The sequence below is a fragment of the Pseudomonas sp. MPB26 genome, from assembly GCF_046605355.1.
In the GTDB taxonomy this organism is placed as follows: domain Bacteria; phylum Pseudomonadota; class Gammaproteobacteria; order Pseudomonadales; family Pseudomonadaceae; genus Aquipseudomonas; species Aquipseudomonas cedrina.
This window is the reverse complement of sequence record NZ_CP176793.1, coordinates 2,792,802-2,809,122: the sequence shown is the minus strand read 5'-3', so window position 1 is coordinate 2,809,122 and position 16,321 is coordinate 2,792,802. Positions and strand designations below refer to the sequence as shown.

At 60.1% G+C, this 16,321-nt stretch carries 16 protein-coding genes; 5 read left to right on the top strand and 11 right to left on the bottom strand.

The genetic code is table 11. The features are described 5' to 3' along the window. Positions 1 to 74: 74 nt before the first annotated feature. The 7 genes from yjiA to katB all read right to left on the bottom strand — a co-directional run bounded on the left by yjiA (position 75) and on the right by katB (position 8,056). Positions 75 to 1,034 (bottom strand): GTPase, encoded by a 960-nt coding sequence (gene yjiA, locus ACLH0H_RS13000; protein WP_411382262.1) that lies wholly within the window; start codon positions 1,032 to 1,034, stop codon positions 75 to 77. A 155-nt stretch (positions 1,035 to 1,189) separates the two neighbouring features. After that, positions 1,190 to 1,387 (bottom strand): YbdD/YjiX family protein, encoded by a 198-nt coding sequence (locus ACLH0H_RS12995; RefSeq protein ID WP_033901562.1) that lies wholly within the window; start codon positions 1,385 to 1,387, stop codon positions 1,190 to 1,192. A gap of 15 nt (positions 1,388 to 1,402) precedes the next feature. Next, on the bottom strand, positions 1,403 to 3,469 hold the full coding sequence (locus ACLH0H_RS12990; protein WP_076952732.1) for a carbon starvation CstA family protein: 2,067 nt from the start codon (positions 3,467 to 3,469) through the stop codon (positions 1,403 to 1,405). Positions 3,470 to 3,683: 214 nt separating this feature from the next. Further along, positions 3,684 to 4,409, bottom strand: a complete 726-nt coding sequence (locus ACLH0H_RS12985; protein WP_411382261.1) for a hypothetical protein — start codon at positions 4,407 to 4,409, stop codon at positions 3,684 to 3,686. Between the two features lie 16 nt (positions 4,410 to 4,425). Beyond that, complete coding sequence (gene radA / locus ACLH0H_RS12980) at positions 4,426 to 5,793, bottom strand: DNA repair protein RadA (protein ID WP_411382260.1); 1,368 nt, start codon at positions 5,791 to 5,793, stop codon at positions 4,426 to 4,428. A 35-nt stretch (positions 5,794 to 5,828) separates the two neighbouring features. Further along, positions 5,829 to 6,377, bottom strand: a complete 549-nt coding sequence (locus ACLH0H_RS12975) for an ankyrin repeat domain-containing protein (protein ID WP_411382259.1) — start codon at positions 6,375 to 6,377, stop codon at positions 5,829 to 5,831. Between the two features lie 137 nt (positions 6,378 to 6,514). Next, positions 6,515 to 8,056 carry a catalase KatB gene (gene katB / locus ACLH0H_RS12970; protein ID WP_411382258.1) on the bottom strand — a complete coding sequence of 514 codons (1,542 nt, stop codon included), beginning with the start codon at positions 8,054 to 8,056 and terminating at the stop codon, positions 6,515 to 6,517. 287 nt (positions 8,057 to 8,343) lie between these two features. Between katB and mscL the strand changes: the two genes are divergently transcribed. Then, positions 8,344 to 8,763: a large-conductance mechanosensitive channel protein MscL gene (gene mscL, locus ACLH0H_RS12965; protein WP_169377537.1), complete on the top strand. Its 420-nt coding sequence runs from the start codon at positions 8,344 to 8,346 to the stop codon at positions 8,761 to 8,763. 44 nt (positions 8,764 to 8,807) lie between these two features. On the opposite strand, the gene ACLH0H_RS12960 is transcribed toward mscL, so the two are convergent. Beyond that, complete coding sequence (locus ACLH0H_RS12960; protein WP_411382257.1) at positions 8,808 to 9,584, bottom strand: ferredoxin--NADP reductase; 777 nt, start codon at positions 9,582 to 9,584, stop codon at positions 8,808 to 8,810. Positions 9,585 to 9,971: 387 nt separating this feature from the next. On the opposite strand from ACLH0H_RS12960, the gene ACLH0H_RS12955 reads away from it, so the two are divergent. The 3 genes from ACLH0H_RS12955 (at position 9,972) to ACLH0H_RS12945 (ending at position 11,967) form a co-directional block, all read left to right on the top strand. Further along, on the top strand, positions 9,972 to 10,313 hold the full coding sequence (locus tag ACLH0H_RS12955) for an autoinducer binding domain-containing protein (RefSeq protein ID WP_411382256.1): 342 nt from the start codon (positions 9,972 to 9,974) through the stop codon (positions 10,311 to 10,313). Then, positions 10,238 to 10,681, top strand: coding sequence for a LuxR C-terminal-related transcriptional regulator (locus ACLH0H_RS12950; protein ID WP_411382255.1), 444 nt, complete (start codon positions 10,238 to 10,240; stop codon positions 10,679 to 10,681). The genes ACLH0H_RS12955 and ACLH0H_RS12950 overlap by 76 nt, the downstream gene beginning before the upstream one ends. Positions 10,682 to 10,842: 161 nt before the next feature. Beyond that, entirely contained in the window at positions 10,843 to 11,967 is a 1,125-nt protein-coding gene (locus ACLH0H_RS12945; protein ID WP_411382254.1) for a methyltransferase, read from the top strand. Positions 11,968 to 12,034: 67 nt separating this feature from the next. Here the strand turns inward: ACLH0H_RS12945 and ACLH0H_RS12940 are convergent, their stop codons facing one another. Genes ACLH0H_RS12940 through ACLH0H_RS12930 form a run of 3 tightly spaced genes read right to left on the bottom strand, consistent with a single transcriptional unit; the run spans position 12,035 to position 14,678 of the window. Further along, positions 12,035 to 12,202, bottom strand: a complete 168-nt coding sequence (locus ACLH0H_RS12940) for a DUF2474 domain-containing protein (RefSeq protein ID WP_411382253.1) — start codon at positions 12,200 to 12,202, stop codon at positions 12,035 to 12,037. Between the two features lie 12 nt (positions 12,203 to 12,214). Continuing rightward, the gene (cydB, locus tag ACLH0H_RS12935) at positions 12,215 to 13,222 is read right to left on the bottom strand and encodes a cytochrome d ubiquinol oxidase subunit II (protein WP_411382252.1); all 1,008 of its coding nucleotides are present in this window, start codon (positions 13,220 to 13,222) and stop codon (positions 12,215 to 12,217) included. Between the two features lies 1 nt (position 13,223). Continuing rightward, the gene (locus ACLH0H_RS12930; RefSeq protein WP_411382251.1) at positions 13,224 to 14,678 is read right to left on the bottom strand and encodes a cytochrome ubiquinol oxidase subunit I; all 1,455 of its coding nucleotides are present in this window, start codon (positions 14,676 to 14,678) and stop codon (positions 13,224 to 13,226) included. A gap of 308 nt (positions 14,679 to 14,986) precedes the next feature. Here ACLH0H_RS12930 and ACLH0H_RS12925 point away from each other — a divergent pair, with 308 nt between their 5' ends. Next, a complete protein-coding gene (locus tag ACLH0H_RS12925) occupies positions 14,987 to 16,225 on the top strand; it encodes an MFS transporter (protein ID WP_411382250.1) in 1,239 nt (412 codons plus the stop codon). Positions 16,226 to 16,321: the final 96 nt, after the last annotated feature.

Below are 16,321 nucleotides of genomic sequence, written 5' to 3'. Positions count from 1 at the left end.
AGCGCGTGCATCCTGGATGCACGCGGTGCCTATAAGTTCTCCGGGAGCGAGCTCGCTTCTACAAGTGGGCTTTTTTATGCCAGGTAAACGCGCTCGAATCCGTCACGGATTTTCTGTTCGGGCAACTCATCGGCAATAAACACAATCACACTCTCCCGCGCCTCACCCTCCTCCCACTCAGTATCCCAATCGAAACCGTAAAGCTTCAGCACGCCCTGGAACACCATGCGCCGCTCTTCCCCGGCGATGTTCAGCACGCCCTTGTAGCGCAGCAGTTGCTTGCCGTGGTCTTCCAGCAGTTCGTTCATGAACGCACTGAGCCGGTCGATGTCCAGCGGCTGGTCGGTGCGCAGTACCAGGCTTGAGATGCGGTCAATGGACGGCGCGGCGCTCACCGGGCGCAGGCTCATGCCCGCGTTGAGGTTGAAGCCGCGCACATCGAGCAACTCGGCCAGGTCAATATTGCCGTGGTCCACCACGCGGATCGGCGCACGAGGGTTGATGCGGGTCAGGCGCTCGCTGAGGGCATCAAAGGTGACGTCATCCACCAGGTCGCGCTTGCTGACCAGCAGGCGGTCGGCAAAACCGATCTGGGCCTGGGCGATGGTCTGGGTCAGGTGATGCTCGGCGTGGGCGGCGTCCACCAGGGTAATGATGCCGTCGAGGATGTAGCGCTCGCGCAGTTCCTCGTCGATGAAGAAAGTCTGGGCGACCGGGGCCGGATCGGCCAGGCCGGTGCACTCGATCACCAGACGGTCAAAAGCAATTTCACCGCTGTCCAGCCGCTCAAGCAACAGGTACAGGGCTTTGGTCAGGTCGGTGTGGATGGTGCAGCACACGCAGCCATTGGACAGGGTCATGACTTGCACCGGCTCCGCGCCCAACAGTTGGGTGTCGATACCGGCGTCACTGAATTCATTTTCGATCACGGCGATTTTCAGGCCGTGCTCGGCCTTGAGCAGATGGCGCAGCAAGGTGGTCTTGCCGGCGCCGAGGAAGCCGCTGAGGACGGTGACGGGGATGGGAGAGGACAAAGACAGTTCTCCTTATAACTGAAGGAACACAAAACAAATGTGGGAGCGGGCTTGCTCGCGAAGGCGGCTTATCAGTCAGCATATGCATCACTGAACGACCGCCTTCGCGAGCAAGCCCGCTCCCACAAGGGATCACCGCAACCCTAACTACCGGGTCAGCAGCACTTGGGCCCACCCTTGCCGCCGTAACGGGCTTCCTGGCGTTCGCGGAAGAACGCCTTGTAGTCCATCATCGGTTTGTCCGGGTGTTTGGTTTGCATATGCTCGACGTACGTATCGTAGTCGGGCATGCCGACCATCAGGCGCGCGGCCTGACCGAGGTATTTACCGAGGCGATTGATGTCATTGAACATGGTTGCAATCCTCGGTCACGCGTCCGGTACAGCCTGGAACGGGGCTTCTTTATCCGTACGTTCCTTGTTACCCCAGGCGGCTACGCCGACCTTGAGCGCAAAGAACAGGATGCTGAATACCACGAACAGGAACAGCGCCGTCAGCGTTGCGTTGGTGTAGGCGTTCCAGATCACGTGCTGCATCTGGTCGATGTTCTTGGCCGGGGCGAGGATCTGGCCGTTGGCCAGGGCATCGCTGTACTTCTTGGCCAGCGACAGGAAGCCGATCGCCGGGTTGGCGTCGAACAGCTTGATGAAGCCCGCCGTGGTGGTGCAAATCAGCAGCCAGACCGCCGGCAGCAGGGTCACCCAGATGTAGCGTTGACGCTTCATCTTGATCAGCACAACGGTGGCCAGCATCAGCGCGATACCCGCCAGCATCTGGTTGGAGATACCGAACAGCGGCCACAAGGTGTTGATGCCGCCCAGTGGATCGATCACGCCCTGGTACAGCAGGTAACCCCACATGGCCACGCAACCGGCGGTCGCGATCAGGTTGGCGGTCCAGGACTCGGTGCGTTTGAGCGCCGGGACGAAGGAGCCGAGCAAGTCCTGCAGCATGAAACGACCGGCACGGGTACCGGCGTCGACGGCCGTCAGAATGAACAGCGCTTCGAACAGGATCGCAAAGTGGTACCAGAATGCCATGGTGTTTTCACCTGGCAGCACACTGTGCAGGATCTGCGCGATACCCACCGCCAGCGTCGGTGCACCGCCGGCACGCGCCAGGATGGTGGTTTCACCGATGTCATGGGCCACGGCCGACAGCGCCTCAGGCGTAATCGCAAAGCCCCAGCTGCTGACGGTTTGCGCAACAGTGACCACATCGGTGCCGACAATGGCAGCCGGGCTGTTCATGGCGAAGTACACGCCAGGCTCGATCACCGAAGCGGCAACCATGGCCATGATGGCCACGAACGACTCCATCAACATGCCGCCATAGCCGATATAACGGGCATGGCTCTCACTGGCCAGCAACTTGGGCGTGGTGCCCGAAGAGATCAACGCGTGGAAACCCGAGACCGCACCACAGGCGATGGTGATGAACAGGAACGGGAACAGGCCGCCCTTCCACACCGGGCCGGTGCCGTCGATGAACTGGGTCAGTGCCGGCATTTTCAGGTCTGGCATGGTGACCAGGATGCCGATCGCCAGGGCGATGATGGTGCCGATTTTCAGGAAGGTCGACAGGTAGTCCCGTGGCGCCAGGATCAGCCAAACCGGCAATACCGCAGCGACGAAACCGTAGCCGATGAGCATCCAGGTGATCTGGATACCGGTAAAGGTGAAGGCCTTGGCCCACACCGGGTCAGCGGCAATTTGCCCGCCCAGCCAGATCGAACCCAGCAGCAACAGCACGCCGATGATCGAGATTTCACCGATGCGGCCCGGGCGGATGTAGCGCATGTAAATGCCCATGAACATCGCAATCGGGATGGTCGCCATCACCGTGAAGATACCCCACGGGCTCTCGGCCAGGGCCTTGACCACGATCAGCGCCAGCACCGCAAGGATGATGATCATGATCAGGAAGCAGCCGAACAGCGCGATGGTCCCCGGGATGCGGCCCATCTCTTCGCGAACCATGTCCCCCAGGGAACGGCCGTTACGACGCGTGGACAGGAACAGGATCATGAAGTCCTGCACCGCGCCGGCCAGCACCACGCCGGCAATCAGCCAGAGCGTGCCGGGCAGATAACCCATTTGCGCCGCCAGTACCGGGCCGACCAGCGGGCCTGCACCGGCAATCGCCGCAAAGTGGTGACCGAAGAGGATGTGTTTGTTGGTCGGCACATAATCCAGACCATCATTGTTGAGCACTGCGGGGGTGGCCCGCCGTGGGTCGAGTTGCATCACGTTGTTAGCGATGAACAGACTGTAGTAACGGTAAGCAACCAGATAGATGGCAACCGCGGCAACCACAATCCACAAGGCGTTGATCGCCTCGCCGCGGCGCAAGGCCACTACGCCCAGGGCGCACGCTCCTACGATTGCCAGCACCAGCCAGGGTAAGTGGCGTAGCAGGCTATTATTATTTTTCATTTTTATATTCCAGCCAGGGTGGACAGAAAGGACAGCCAACCGGAGTTTAGCGCTACTGGCCTTAAAGGCCACCCCCCTACGTTGGTCTAGAGCCTTGCCCAAGTAAAAAAAGCAGAAAAACCGGGCCCATGATGGCGCAGGGCTACACTTCGTCTATTCACAGGGGCGACCAAAAAGAACGTGTGCGAGAACTCGGCGGGTTACTTGTAGCGATTCAGGGAAACGCCGCACGCGTGGGGAAATCGCTTTCCATGTCCCAATAGCCTTTTTTCTGAGTCGACGCGTCCTGCCATTGCCCGTCGACAAAACGGTAAGTCTGGTAGCGGGTGATGAAGTCATCCTCGCCTTCGCCGTCCATGAAGCAAGACACCTGCAACAGTTCATCCGCGCCAGCGGCCGGGCTAGCAACTTTCCAGTCGGCCTTGCCGGTATGCGCCAGGGTCAGAGGTTCGACCGTACCGTCGGCGCGGGTGTAGTTGATCGGTTTGAGTTGCTGTTTGGCCGGCTGTAGCAGTTGAGTGGCCGGCCCGCTGTAACTGCCCATTGGCGCGGTCTGGTCAACGATCAAAAAGTACACGGCTTCGGGCAGTCCCTTGAGCGGAGCTTTTTTGACCTCGGCCAGCGGATAGCCAAGGTCTTCGTGCGCAATCACATCACCGGAAGCCGATACCAGACGCACCTGGGCTTCGAGCAGCGGATGGTCCGCAAGTGCGTCGGGGTCGTCGAACGAATCCTCATCCAGCCCGCTACCCCAACTGTCTTTATGCATCTGGGCGCTGATGCGCTGGTCCTCCAGTATCTGCAATTGACCGCCATCTTCGATGACTTGGTGTTGCGCCAGGCGATAGCCGGACGGCAGCTCAGCAGCCCACGCCACGGCGGACGACCCGGCGAAGGCGATAAACAGGGCAGCGATTGCCCAGTGATTCGGTCGTTGCATGGTGTCGATCCCTGATCTATTCGAAAAGTGCATCCAGTGCCTGCTCCAGGCGTGTCACCGCAATCACCTGCAACCCCGGCGGCGCTTCCTTCGGCGCGTTGCCCTTGGGCACAATCGCGCGTTTGAAGCCGTGCTTGGCGGCTTCCTTGAGGCGTTCCTGGCCGCTGGGCACCGGGCGGACTTCGCCGGACAGGCCGACTTCGCCAAACACCAGCAGGTCGTGGGGCAACGGTCTGTTGCGCAGGCTCGACATCACCGCAGCCATCAACGCCAGATCGGACGCTGTCTCCAACACCTTGACCCCGCCGACCACGTTGAGGAACACGTCCTGGTCGTGGGTCGGAATACCACCGTGACGGTGCAACACCGCCAGCAGCATCGCCAGACGGTTCTGATCCAGACCCAGGGTGACGCGCCTTGGGTTGGCCAAATGGCTGTCATCTACCAACGCCTGCACTTCGACCAACATCGGCCGGGTGCCTTCCCACGTTGCCATTACTACACTGCCCGGGACTTCTTCCTGGGCACGGGTCAGAAAGATCGCCGAAGGATTGGAGACTTCTTTCAGCCCCTTGTCAGTCATCGCGAACACACCCAACTCGTTCACCGCACCGAAGCGGTTCTTCACCGCCCGCAGCAAACGCAGACGACCGTCGGACTCGCCTTCGAAATACAACACGGTGTCGACCATATGTTCCAACACCCGTGGCCCGGCCAGCGCGCCCTCTTTGGTCACGTGGCCGACCAGGAAGATCGCCGTGCCGCTCTGCTTGGCATAACGCACCAGCAGCGCCGCGCTTTCGCGCACCTGGGACACGCCGCCCGGCGCCGATTGCAGTTGCTCGGTGAAGATGGTCTGGATCGAGTCGATCACCATCACCTTGGGCTTTTCGATGCGCGCCGTGGCGATGATGCTTTCGATGCAGGTTTCGGTCATCACCCGCAGCTGGTCCTGGGGCAAGCCCAGGCGACGCGCGCGCATGGCCACTTGTTGCTGGGATTCTTCGCCGGTGACATACAGCGCCGGCATGCGGCTGGCGATGCTGCACAGGGTTTGCAGCAGGATCGTCGACTTGCCGATACCGGGGTCGCCGCCGATCAGCACCACCGAACCGTCCACCAGGCCGCCGCCGAGAACGCGGTCCAGCTCGCCGGACGCAGTGGAAAAGCGCGGGATCTCTTCGACGCTGACTTCGGCCAAGGTCTTGATCTGCGCCTGTTGCCCGGTCCAGCCGGCTCGACCGGTCGGCGCCGCCGCGCCGCCGCTTTCGATCATGGTCTCGGTCAGGGTGTTCCAGGCTCCACACTCGGTGCATTGGCCGGCCCATTTGGGAAAGGTCGCGCCGCACTCCGTGCAGCCGTACATGCGCTTGGCCTTGGCCATTTGAGAACCTCCAACCGAAAAACCGCGATGATAGCTCAGCGCGGCGCCGGGGTCCGGATTTCACCGCTGGCCAATCGTGAAGCACTGTTGCCGACCGGGTCCTCGGCGTTGAGGTCGGCGCCCTTGGCTTTGAGTTCGTCCAGCAGCTCGACACGCTTGAACAGCCCGGCGTACATAGCGGCGGTCTGCCCGGCGCCGTTGCGTTGGTCGGGGTTGCAGTCGGTGGCCAGCAGGCGCTGGGCGATTTTCAACTCGCCCTTGAAAATCGCCCCCATCAGCGCGGTATTGCCGCGTTTGTCTTGCACACAGGCGTCGGCGCCGGCACTGAGCAGACGCTCCACGAACGGTCCCTGGCCGTGATAGGCGGCGAGGATCAAGGCGGTGTAACCCTTGTCGTCCTGAGTATTGAGGGCGTAGCCCGACTCAATGAAGGTGTCGAGCATATCGAGGTCGCCACGGCGGGCGGCGTCGAAATAATAGTCCTGAAGCTGCGCCTTGAGCGCACCGGGGTCATTGGATAGGGGTTGGTCGGCCAGCACACTGAACGACCAGCAGGCCAAGAGTGCCCATATGAACGTACGCATGATCAAGATCCTCGAGGAAGCTTCCTTGTAGGAGCGAGCTTGCTCGCGAAGCACTCAAAGGCAGCGCATGAATCCAGGATGCACGCGTTATCGTTGACGTTTTTCGCGAGCAAGCTCGCTCCTACAGCGGGTAGCGGTTAATCGCTCAGTTTGTCAGCCAGCGCTTTCACGCGAGCCAGGTCGCCCTTGGCGACCTTGGCCACGCCGGTGCCGTACTCCGGGTCGGCCTTGTAGAGGAAGGATAGGATGATGTGCTTGCTCTCCTCGTCGGTGGTCGCCAAGGAGCCGCCGAAGTTGTCGATCAGGTCCTGACGCTCTTTCTGGCTGTAGGAACGATACAAATCCCCAGCCTGCTTGAAGTTCTGCTCACGCTGGATCTTCGCCTGCTGGGTACTGCCCGACAGGGCCGACTGGCTATAGCGCGCGGTCTGCGGTTCTTCGCGCGGCTCCAGGCGGCTTGGCTGGTAGTTAACGCCCGAGGTGGTCTTGCCGACGTTCAGCGCGCCGTCCTGGTTACCGTTGTTGACGGTCACCCGTGGCGCATTGATCGGCAGTTGCAGGGCATTGGCGCCCAGGCGGTACATCTGGGTGTCGGCGTAGGAGAACACTCGGCCTTGCAGCAGGCGGTCTTCCGACGGCTCGATACCTGGCACCAGGTTGGCCGGGGCCATGGCCACTTGCTCGGTCTCCTGGAAGACGTTGGCCGGGTTGCGGTTCAGCACCATTTGCCCGACTTTACGCTCGGGCACACCCGGCCAGATCTTGGTGGCGTCCAGCGGGTCGAAATCGAACTTGGCCAGGTCCTCCGGCTTGAGCACCTGCACATACAGGTCCCACTTGGGGAAGTCGCCCTTGTTGATATGGGTGACCAGGTCGTTGGTCATGTGGCTGTAGTCACGACCCTGCACGTCGGTGACCTGCTTGGGATCCAGGTTCTTGATGCCTTGCAGGCTCTTCCAATGGAATTTGACGTAGTGCACTTCACCCTTGGCGTTGATCAGCTTGTAGGCATGCACACCGTTGCCGTCCATTTCCCGGTAGCTGGCCGGGGTGCCGGAGTCGGAGTACAGCTCGGTCAGGGTGCGAGTGGATTCGGGTACGTGAGAGAAGAAGTCGAAGCGACGGGAATCGTCGTCCAGATTGGTACGCGGATCTGGCTTGAACGCGTGGACCATGTCCGGGAACTTGATGGCATCGCGGATAAAGAACGTCGGGAAGTTATTGCCGACCAGGTCCCAGTTGCCATCGGCGGTGTAGAACTTGGTGGCGAAACCGCGCGGGTCACGCAGGGTTTCCGGGGAATGGTTGCCGTGGACCACGGCGGAAAAGCGCACGAACACCGGCGTGGCTTCGCCGGCGGCGAACACTTTTGCCTTGGTCAGGTCGCTGAGGCTGTCCGTGACCGTGAAGGTGCCGTGGGCCCCGGTGCCACGGGCGTGAACCACGCGCTCAGGGATGCGTTCGCGGTCAAAGCGTTGCAACTTCTGGATCAGTTGCACGTCCTGCAGCAATACCGGGCCATTGGCGCCGGCAGTTTGCGAGTTCTGGTTGTCGCCCACGGCGGCGCCGTTATCGCGCGTCAGGTTGGCGGCTTGCACAGAGAGGGAAAGCAGGCTGGCGGTCACCAGTATCAGCACGGATCGCGCTGCAACAGGCCCGCGGCTCTTTGGATTTTTCATCGAGGTTTCCTCTGGTTTTTTTAATGCACATTCAGTTGTGCTTGCCAGAGGCTAGTGACCCGCGAGTCAGAATATAAATAGAAAAGCCGTACCACCTCGATTAATAAAATAATCTGGTAAACCCATGATTTGGCGAGTATTTCGCGCGCGATTGGTGGCACTTTGCAAACTATTTGCGATTTAATGTGTCGATTGAAACTAACAGTGTTAACAGTTGTGTCGGGCAAGCCCGGTACGACTGACTTACACTTAGCCCCACCCTTCTCATCTGTAACAAGGAATAACCTATGGGCGTGATCAGTGAGTTCAAGGCCTTCGCGGTCAAAGGTAATGTGGTCGACATGGCCGTCGGTATCATCATCGGCGCCGCCTTCGGCAAAATTGTTTCATCCTTTGTAGGCGACGTGGTGATGCCGCCACTCGGCCTGTTGATCGGCGGCGTGGACTTCGGTGACCTGGCCGTGACACTCAAGGCGGCACAGGGCGACGCACCTGCGGTAATCCTGGCCTACGGAAAATTCATCCAGAGCGTGGTGGACTTCCTGATCGTCGCGTTCGCGATCTTCATGGGCGTAAAAGTCATCAACCGCCTGAAGCGCGAAGAGGCCGTTGCGCCAAAGCTGCCACCGGTGCCGACCAAGGAAGAAGTGTTGCTGGGCGAGATCCGCGATCTGCTCAAGGCACAGCATGACAAGCCGCTGCAGTAAACGCCGGCTTGGACAAAAGGCGCCTGTTCGAGGCGCCTTTTTTATTACCAGTAGTTTTCGACCGCCACTTGACCAGGACGGCGGCTCAAGCTCAGGTTCATATCACGCCGCTTGAGCAACTGCCGCGTGTCATCGACCATCTGCGGGTTGCCGCAAATCAGTACGCGGGAATGTTCCGGGGTCAACTCCACGCCGGCCGCGCTTTCCAGTTCGCCATTTTCGATCAGGGTGGTGATGCGCCCATTCAGCGCGCCTGGATGTTGTTCACGGGTGACGATGGGAACGTAGATGAGCTTGTGCGCGTATTCGGCCAGGTACTCGCGCTCACCCAGTTCCTTAATCAGTGCCTGATAGGCCAGCTCCCTGGCTTCGCGTGCGCTGTATACCAGGATGATGCGCTCAAATTTTTCCCAGACTTCGAAGTCCTGCAAAATCGACAGGAACGGCGCGACCCCGGTGCCGGTGCCCAGCATCCACAAATCGCGGCCGTCCACGAAACGACTCAAGGTCAGGAAGCCTGTGGCCTGGCGTTCCACCAGCAGCGTATCGCCCACCCGCAGGCGGCTGAGTTCACTGGTGAACTCACCGCCCGGGACGACGATGGAGAAGAAATCCAGATGCTCATCAAACGGCGAGGACACCAGCGAGTAAGCACGCCATACGGTGCTGCCATCCGCCTTGGTCACCCCCAGGCGCACGAATTGGCCAGCCGTGAAACGAAACCCCGGATCGCGGGTGGTGCGCAGGGTAAACAGGCTGGGGGTCAGCGATTGCACATCGAGCAAGGTCTGGCGGGTAAATTTCTCAGCACTGGCCGTCATGGGGGCCTCCGTTCAACAGGTGGCCTAGTGTCTCTCAAAGTGGCCCGTGGAAACACCTACGGCGAGTAGTGGCATCCCGCCAACAGCAGTAGTGGCTATATAATTTCACCGCTAATCAATTCGCTATTAGCCTTTCCAGAAACTTTATAAAGAAGGTGTTAATTGATCGTTACAACGTGCCTCAACCTATTAATAAGCCGTGATTTCCAAAGGCCCGCTGAGGAACCTCTGCGGATAGCCTTGCAGAAAAAATTCTAAAATTCAGCGGTGCAATAACGAAATTTTCCTCGTGAAATATAGCCCTTGTCCTACACTCATTTCCGTGCAGCGTTTGGCATTCAGGAAATACCTCAAGCACGGAAAACGGCATGGGATGGAGAGTTATCAATGATCCACTGGAAAAACACGCAAAGTACCCTCTTCAAACACAAGGACGAGGGCGGAGCCGCCAAAGCTTTTGACGGGATGATAAATAAAACCTATGAACTTGGTTTCCAGTATTGTTCCTTTAAGATGAGTTCCAACAAAGAGCACTCTCCTCCAATTGAATATAGTAACTATTCAGCTGAATGGAGAAGAACGTATTCCCTGGCACAGTTCTCCTTAGTAGATCCCGTCATGAAGTATTGCAAGGAAAACGTATTACCCCTTGTATGGCAAAAAAAACATTCGCGAACGTACCAGGCCTTTGGGAATTGGCGCAAACCTTGGGTGTGCACAACGCAGTGACCTTGCCGGTGCATGATTTCCGGGGCATATGCAGCATTTTGACTCTCAGCCGCGGCAAAGGCGCGGTTACGCCGGAAGAACTCTACGAAAAAGCGGGCCTGATGCTATGGATCTGCAATGATATGCATGAGGAACTGGCGAAGCAGTATGCCGACAAACCCAGCGCCCACCCTGTCATTAAACTGACCCCAAGGGAAACGGAAATCCTCATGTGGTCAGGCAAGGGAAAAACTGCGGCGGAAATCGCCGCTATCCTTTGCTTGTCCGAACGAACCGTGGGCTTTCATGTTCGCAGTTGTCTGGTAAAACTGAAAGTCAATAACAAGATCGCCGCCGTGCTGCGCGCCGCGCAAGATGGCATTATTTAACCGGCCAATAGAAACACCGCATGTAATCCCACTGAAAAAAACGTAACATTTATGGCCAAATCTGAGTGTTGAGCAGCCCCATCGGTGCAGCACGCAGTTCACTCAGACGGTTCGGCCGGCCACTGCCGAACACTCATCGTTTACCCAGAGCCTCCCCCGCCATGCCCCTGCTTGAAAGCCCCTTCGCCCAGCTCGATCTGATCCGCCAGCCAGAGCAACACAACGATCCGCTGCAAGCGTTCGATGCCGCTGACGAGTACCTGCTCAATCATCTGGCCGAACAACAGCCATCTGCCGCGACCCGCGTGCTGGTGCTCAACGACAGCTTCGGCGCGCTGGCGGCCAGCCTAGAGGGCCATTTGCAGGTCACCTCCAGTGGCGACTCATTCCTGGCGGCCCAGGGCCTGGAGAAAAACCTGATACGCAACGGCAAGGGCTTTGACGCTGTGCCGTTCATTCCGGCCAGCCAGACAGCCGCCGGGCCTTTCGATTGCGTGCTGATTCGCGTGCCGAAAACCCTGGCGCTGCTTGAAGAGCAATTGATCCGCCTGCAAGGGCACTTGGCGCCGGGTGCCCAGGTCATCGCCGGGGCGATGATCAAGCACTTGCCAAGGGCGGCAGGCGAGTTGCTGGAGCGCTATATCGGGCCGATGCAGGCGTCGCTGGCGGTCAAAAAAGCACGCTTGCTGATCGCCACGGTGCAAGACCGCCCGGTTGCCGTCTCGCCTTACCCCACCCGCTACACGCTGGACGCACCGGCCATCGAGTTGCTGAACCACGCCAACGTGTTCTGCCGCGAAAACCTCGACATCGGCACCCGCGCGTTCCTGCCGCACCTGCCGCAAAACCTCGGCAACGCGCGTGTGGCCGACCTGGGTTGCGGCAACGGCGTACTGGCCATCGCCAGTGCGCTGCAAAACCCTGACGCGCAATACACCTTGGTGGACGAATCGTATATGGCCGTGCAATCGGCAGCCGCCAATTGGCAAGCCGCGCTCGGTGAACGCGACGTCGTCGTGCGCGCCGCCGACGGCCTGGCGGGCCAAGCCGCCGATTCTCTGGAGGTGGTGCTGTGCAACCCGCCGTTTCACCAGCAGCAAGTGGTCGGTGATTTCCTCGCCTGGCGCATGTTCCAGCAGGCGCGGGAAGCGCTGGTAGTGGGCGGTGCGCTGTATATCGTAGGCAACCGGCATTTGGGTTATCACACCAAGCTGGCGCGCTTGTTCCGTGGTGTCGAACACGTCGCCACCACGCCAAAATTCGTGATTCTCAAGGCGCGCAAATAAAAAAGGCCCTGCCACTCCTAAGAGAGACAAGGCCAAAAACCGTGCCGCAAGGCAACGGGATGGGAAGTCAGTGCGTGGTCAGGCCGGCCGCGTTCATGAACATGCGCATCAGGCTGGCCACCACGAACAGAGCCAGCACGCTGCCGGTCCAGATCAGCGCCAGCCACCCCAGGCGCCGCCACAACGGCCGTTTCTCGGCCTGTTCAATCTCGTGCAACGAAGGTTTGCCGGACATGGAAATACCCTCCTAGTGATAACCGTCTTCGTGGGTGACCTTGCCGCGGAACACGTAGTAGCTCCAGAAGGTGTAACCCAGGATGAGCGGGATGATGAATAACGTGCCCACCAGCATGAAGCCCTGGCTTTGCGGCGGCGCGGCGGCGTCCCAGATCGACACCGACGGCGGGATGATGTTGGGCCACAGGCTGATCCCCAGCCCGCTGTAGCCCAGGAAGATCAGCACCAGCGTCAGCAGGAACGGCGTGTAATGCGCATGCCGTGCCACGGCGCGGAACAGCCCGTACAGGGTCACCAGCACCAGGATCGGCACCGGCAGGAACCAAAACAGGTTCGGCAGGGTGAACCAGCGCGAGGCGATTTCCGGATGCGTCAGCGGCGTCCACAGGCTGACGATGCCGATCACCGCCAACACCACAAGCGCCAGCGGCCGCGCCAGGTTGTGCATCTTTTCCTGCAGCGGCCCCTCGGTCTTCATGATCAGCCAGGTGCAGCCAAGCAGCGCATAGGCCACGATCAGTGCCACGCCGCAGAACATCGTGAACGGCGTGGCCCAGTCCAGCGAGCCGCCGGCGAACTGGCGGTCGACCACCTTGAAGCCATCAATGAATGCGCCCAGCGCCACGCCCTGGAAGAAGGTGGCGGCAATCGAGCCGCCGATAAACGCCTTGTCCCACAGGTGCCGCTTGTCGTCCTTGGCCTTGAAGCGAAACTCGAAGGCCACGCCGCGAAAGATCAGGCCGATCAGCATCAGGATCAGCGGCAGGTACAGCGCCGACAGCACCACCGAATAGGCCAGCGGGAAGGCGCCGAACAACCCCGCGCCGCCCAGTACCAGCCAGGTTTCATTGCCGTCCCACACGGGCGCTACGGTGTTCATCATCACGTCGCGGTCGGTCTTGCCCGGAACGAACGGAAAAAGAATGCCGATGCCCAGGTCGAAGCCGTCCATGATCACGTACATCATGATGCCGAAGATGATGATCACGGCCCAGATCAGCGGAAGATCAATACCCATCTCAATGCCCCTTATGCTGGATGTCGTCGTGATGGTCGGATGGAACATCATTCTCGGTGCCATCATCGGCAGCCGACAACGGACGCGCCGGTGTGCGTTTCTGGCCGGGCCCGCCATGGGTTGGCTCAGTAACGTCATGGGTGACCGGGCCTTTGCGCACCAAGCGCATCATGTAGCCAAGGCCCGCCCCGAACAGCGCGAAGTACACCACCACGAACAGCACCAGGGTGATAGTCATCTGGGCCAGGCTATGCCCGGATGAAGCATCCGCCGTGCGCATCAAGCCATAGACCACCCACGGCTGGCGGCCGATCTCGGTGGTGAACCAACCCGCAAGGATCGCGATCAGGCCCGACGGGCCCATCCACAACGCCAGGTACAGGAACGGCCTGGAGGTGTACATCTTGCCGCCCCGGCGCAGCCAGAGGCTGAACAGACCGGTGAAGATCATCAGGAACCCCAGGCCGACCATGACCCGGAACGACCAGAACACCACAGTCGAGTTGGGGCGGTCCTCGGGTGGAAACTCCTTGAGCGCCGGCACCTGCTTGTCCAGAGAGTGGGTGAGGATCAAGCTGCCCAGGTAAGGGATTTCCACCGCGTATTTGGTTTTTTCAGCCTTCATGTCCGGCCAGCCAAACAGGATCAGCGGCGTCGGCTCGTTGCCCTTGTTTTCCCAGTGGCCCTCGATCGCAGCGATTTTCGCCGGCTGGTGTTCCAGGGTATTGAGACCATGGAAGTCACCGATCACCGCCTGGATAGGCGCCACGATCAGGGCCATCCACATGGCCATGGAGAGCATTTTGCGGATCGCCGGGTTGTCCTTGCCACGCAACAGGTGCCAGGCCGCCGAGGAGCCGACGAAGAACGCGGTGGCCACAAAAGCGGCCGTGGCCATGTGCGCCAGGCGATAGGGGAACGACGGGTTGAAGACAATGGCAAACCAGTCGGTGGGAATCACGCGGCCGTCGACGATTTCAAAGCCCTGGGGCGTCTGCATCCAGCTGTTGGACGACAGGATCCAGAATGTGGAAATCAAGGTACCCACGGCCACCATGACCGTGGAGAAGAAGTGCAGGTTGCGCCCCACCTTATTCCAGCCGAACAGCATCACGCCCAGAAAGCCCGCCTCGAGGAAGAACGCCGTGAGCACTTCGTACATCAGCAGCGGCCCGGTGACGGCGCCGGCAAAGTCCGAGAAGCGGCTCCAGTTGGTGCCGAACTGGTAGGCCATGACCAGGCCGGACACCACACCCATGCCGAAGTTGACGGCAAAGATTTTCGACCAGAAATGATAAAGGTCGCGGTAGGTGTCGTTTTTGGTCTTGAGCCACAAGCCTTCCAGCACCGCGAGGTAACTGGCCAGGCCGATGGTGATCGCCGGGAACAGGATGTGGAAAGAGATGGTGAACGCAAATTGGATTCGGGCGAGATCTAGCGCCTCCAAACCGAACATAAGTCTTCCTCTGTCAGGTGATAGCGGTTGCGGGCGCAAGCCTGCACCCACTGCCCCCCCACGGATATGGAGTCTGGCGAATTTCAATTCGTTTCTTTTTTTAACCTGCCGTGCAGGCCCTGCGGCTGCCAGACCAACGTGCGGACATTGATCTGGATCAAGCATTGCTGAAAGAGTAGTCCCATTTTCGATGAAGGGCGGCGTGGTCTTTTGCCGCGTGACAGACTGTCTCAGCTCAGTTGGCGCAACTATCTGTTACAACTTAATGATAATCTCGGCGCTTCCTCCGGCCCTGACCTGAACTCCCAATGCCCAGTGAACCCGCGTTGTTGTTGCGTCACCACCGCCCTTTCATCGCGTTCTGGCTGGCGCGCATCTTTACCGCCAGCGGCTTCCAGATGCTCACCGTGGCCATCGGCTGGAACCTCTACCAACTGACCGGCAATGTGCTGGACCTGGGATTGGTCGGGTTGGTGGAATTCGTACCGCGCGTGTTGTTCATGCTGCACACCGGGCATGTGGCCGACCGCTATGAGCGACGCAAGGTCGCCGCCATCTGCCAGACCGTGCAGGCGTTGATTGCCCTGTCATTGGCCATCGGCGGCCTGACCGGCAACGTGACCCGCGAGATGATTTTTATCCTCGCCTTCCTGCTGGGGGCCGCGCGCTCGTTCGAAATGCCCACCACCCAGGCGATGCTCCCGAGCATCGTGCCCAGCGCGCTGTTCCCGCGGGCAGTGGCTTCGTCGCAGTCGGCCCAGCAACTGGCAACCATTGTCGCCCCAGCCCTCGGCGGTTTGCTCTATGCGTTTGGCAGCGTGTGGGTGTATGGCCCCACGGTGGTGCTGTACCTCATTGCCTGCGCACTGACCCTGAACCTGCCCGCGCGCCAGACACCGCTGAATAAAGCCAAGGCGACCATGGATTCGTTGTTGGCCGGCATCCGCTTCATCCGCAGCCGCCCGGACATCCTCGGCGCCATCTCCCTCGACTTGTTCGCGGTGCTGCTGGGCGGCGCCACCGCCTTGCTGCCGGTGTTCGCCAAGGACATCCTGCTGACCGGCGCCTGGGGCCTGGGCCTGCTGCGTTCGGCACCGGCGGTGGGTGCGTTGCTGATGTCCTTGTGGTTGGCGCGGTTCTCTGTCGACCGCCACGTCGGCCGCGTGATGTTCACCGCCGTCGGCGTGTTCGGCGTGGCGACCATCGCCTTCGGGCTGTCCACTTCGTTCTGGTTTTCCCTGGCGGTGCTGGTGGTGCTGGGCGCAGCCGACATGATCAGCATGGTGATCCGTGCGTCGTTCGTGCAGCTCGAAACGCCGGATGAAATGCGCGGGCGCGTCAGTGCGGTCAACGGCTTGTTTATCGGCGCGTCCAATCAGTTGGGCGAGTTTGAGTCCGGAATTACCGCCCACTGGTTCGGCACCGTGCCCGCCGTGGTCATGGGCGGGATCGGTACGCTGGTGGTGACCGGGGTGTGGATCAAGTTGTTTCCGACCCTGGCCAATCGGGATCGGATGCATGTGCCGGTGGAAGAGCCCAAGGTTTAGGCCCGCCGCCATCTTATTGTTGGAATACAGTAAATGTGGGAGCGGCGGTGCAACGATTCGACTTGCTCGCGAAAGCGGTGGATCAGCCAGCCCATC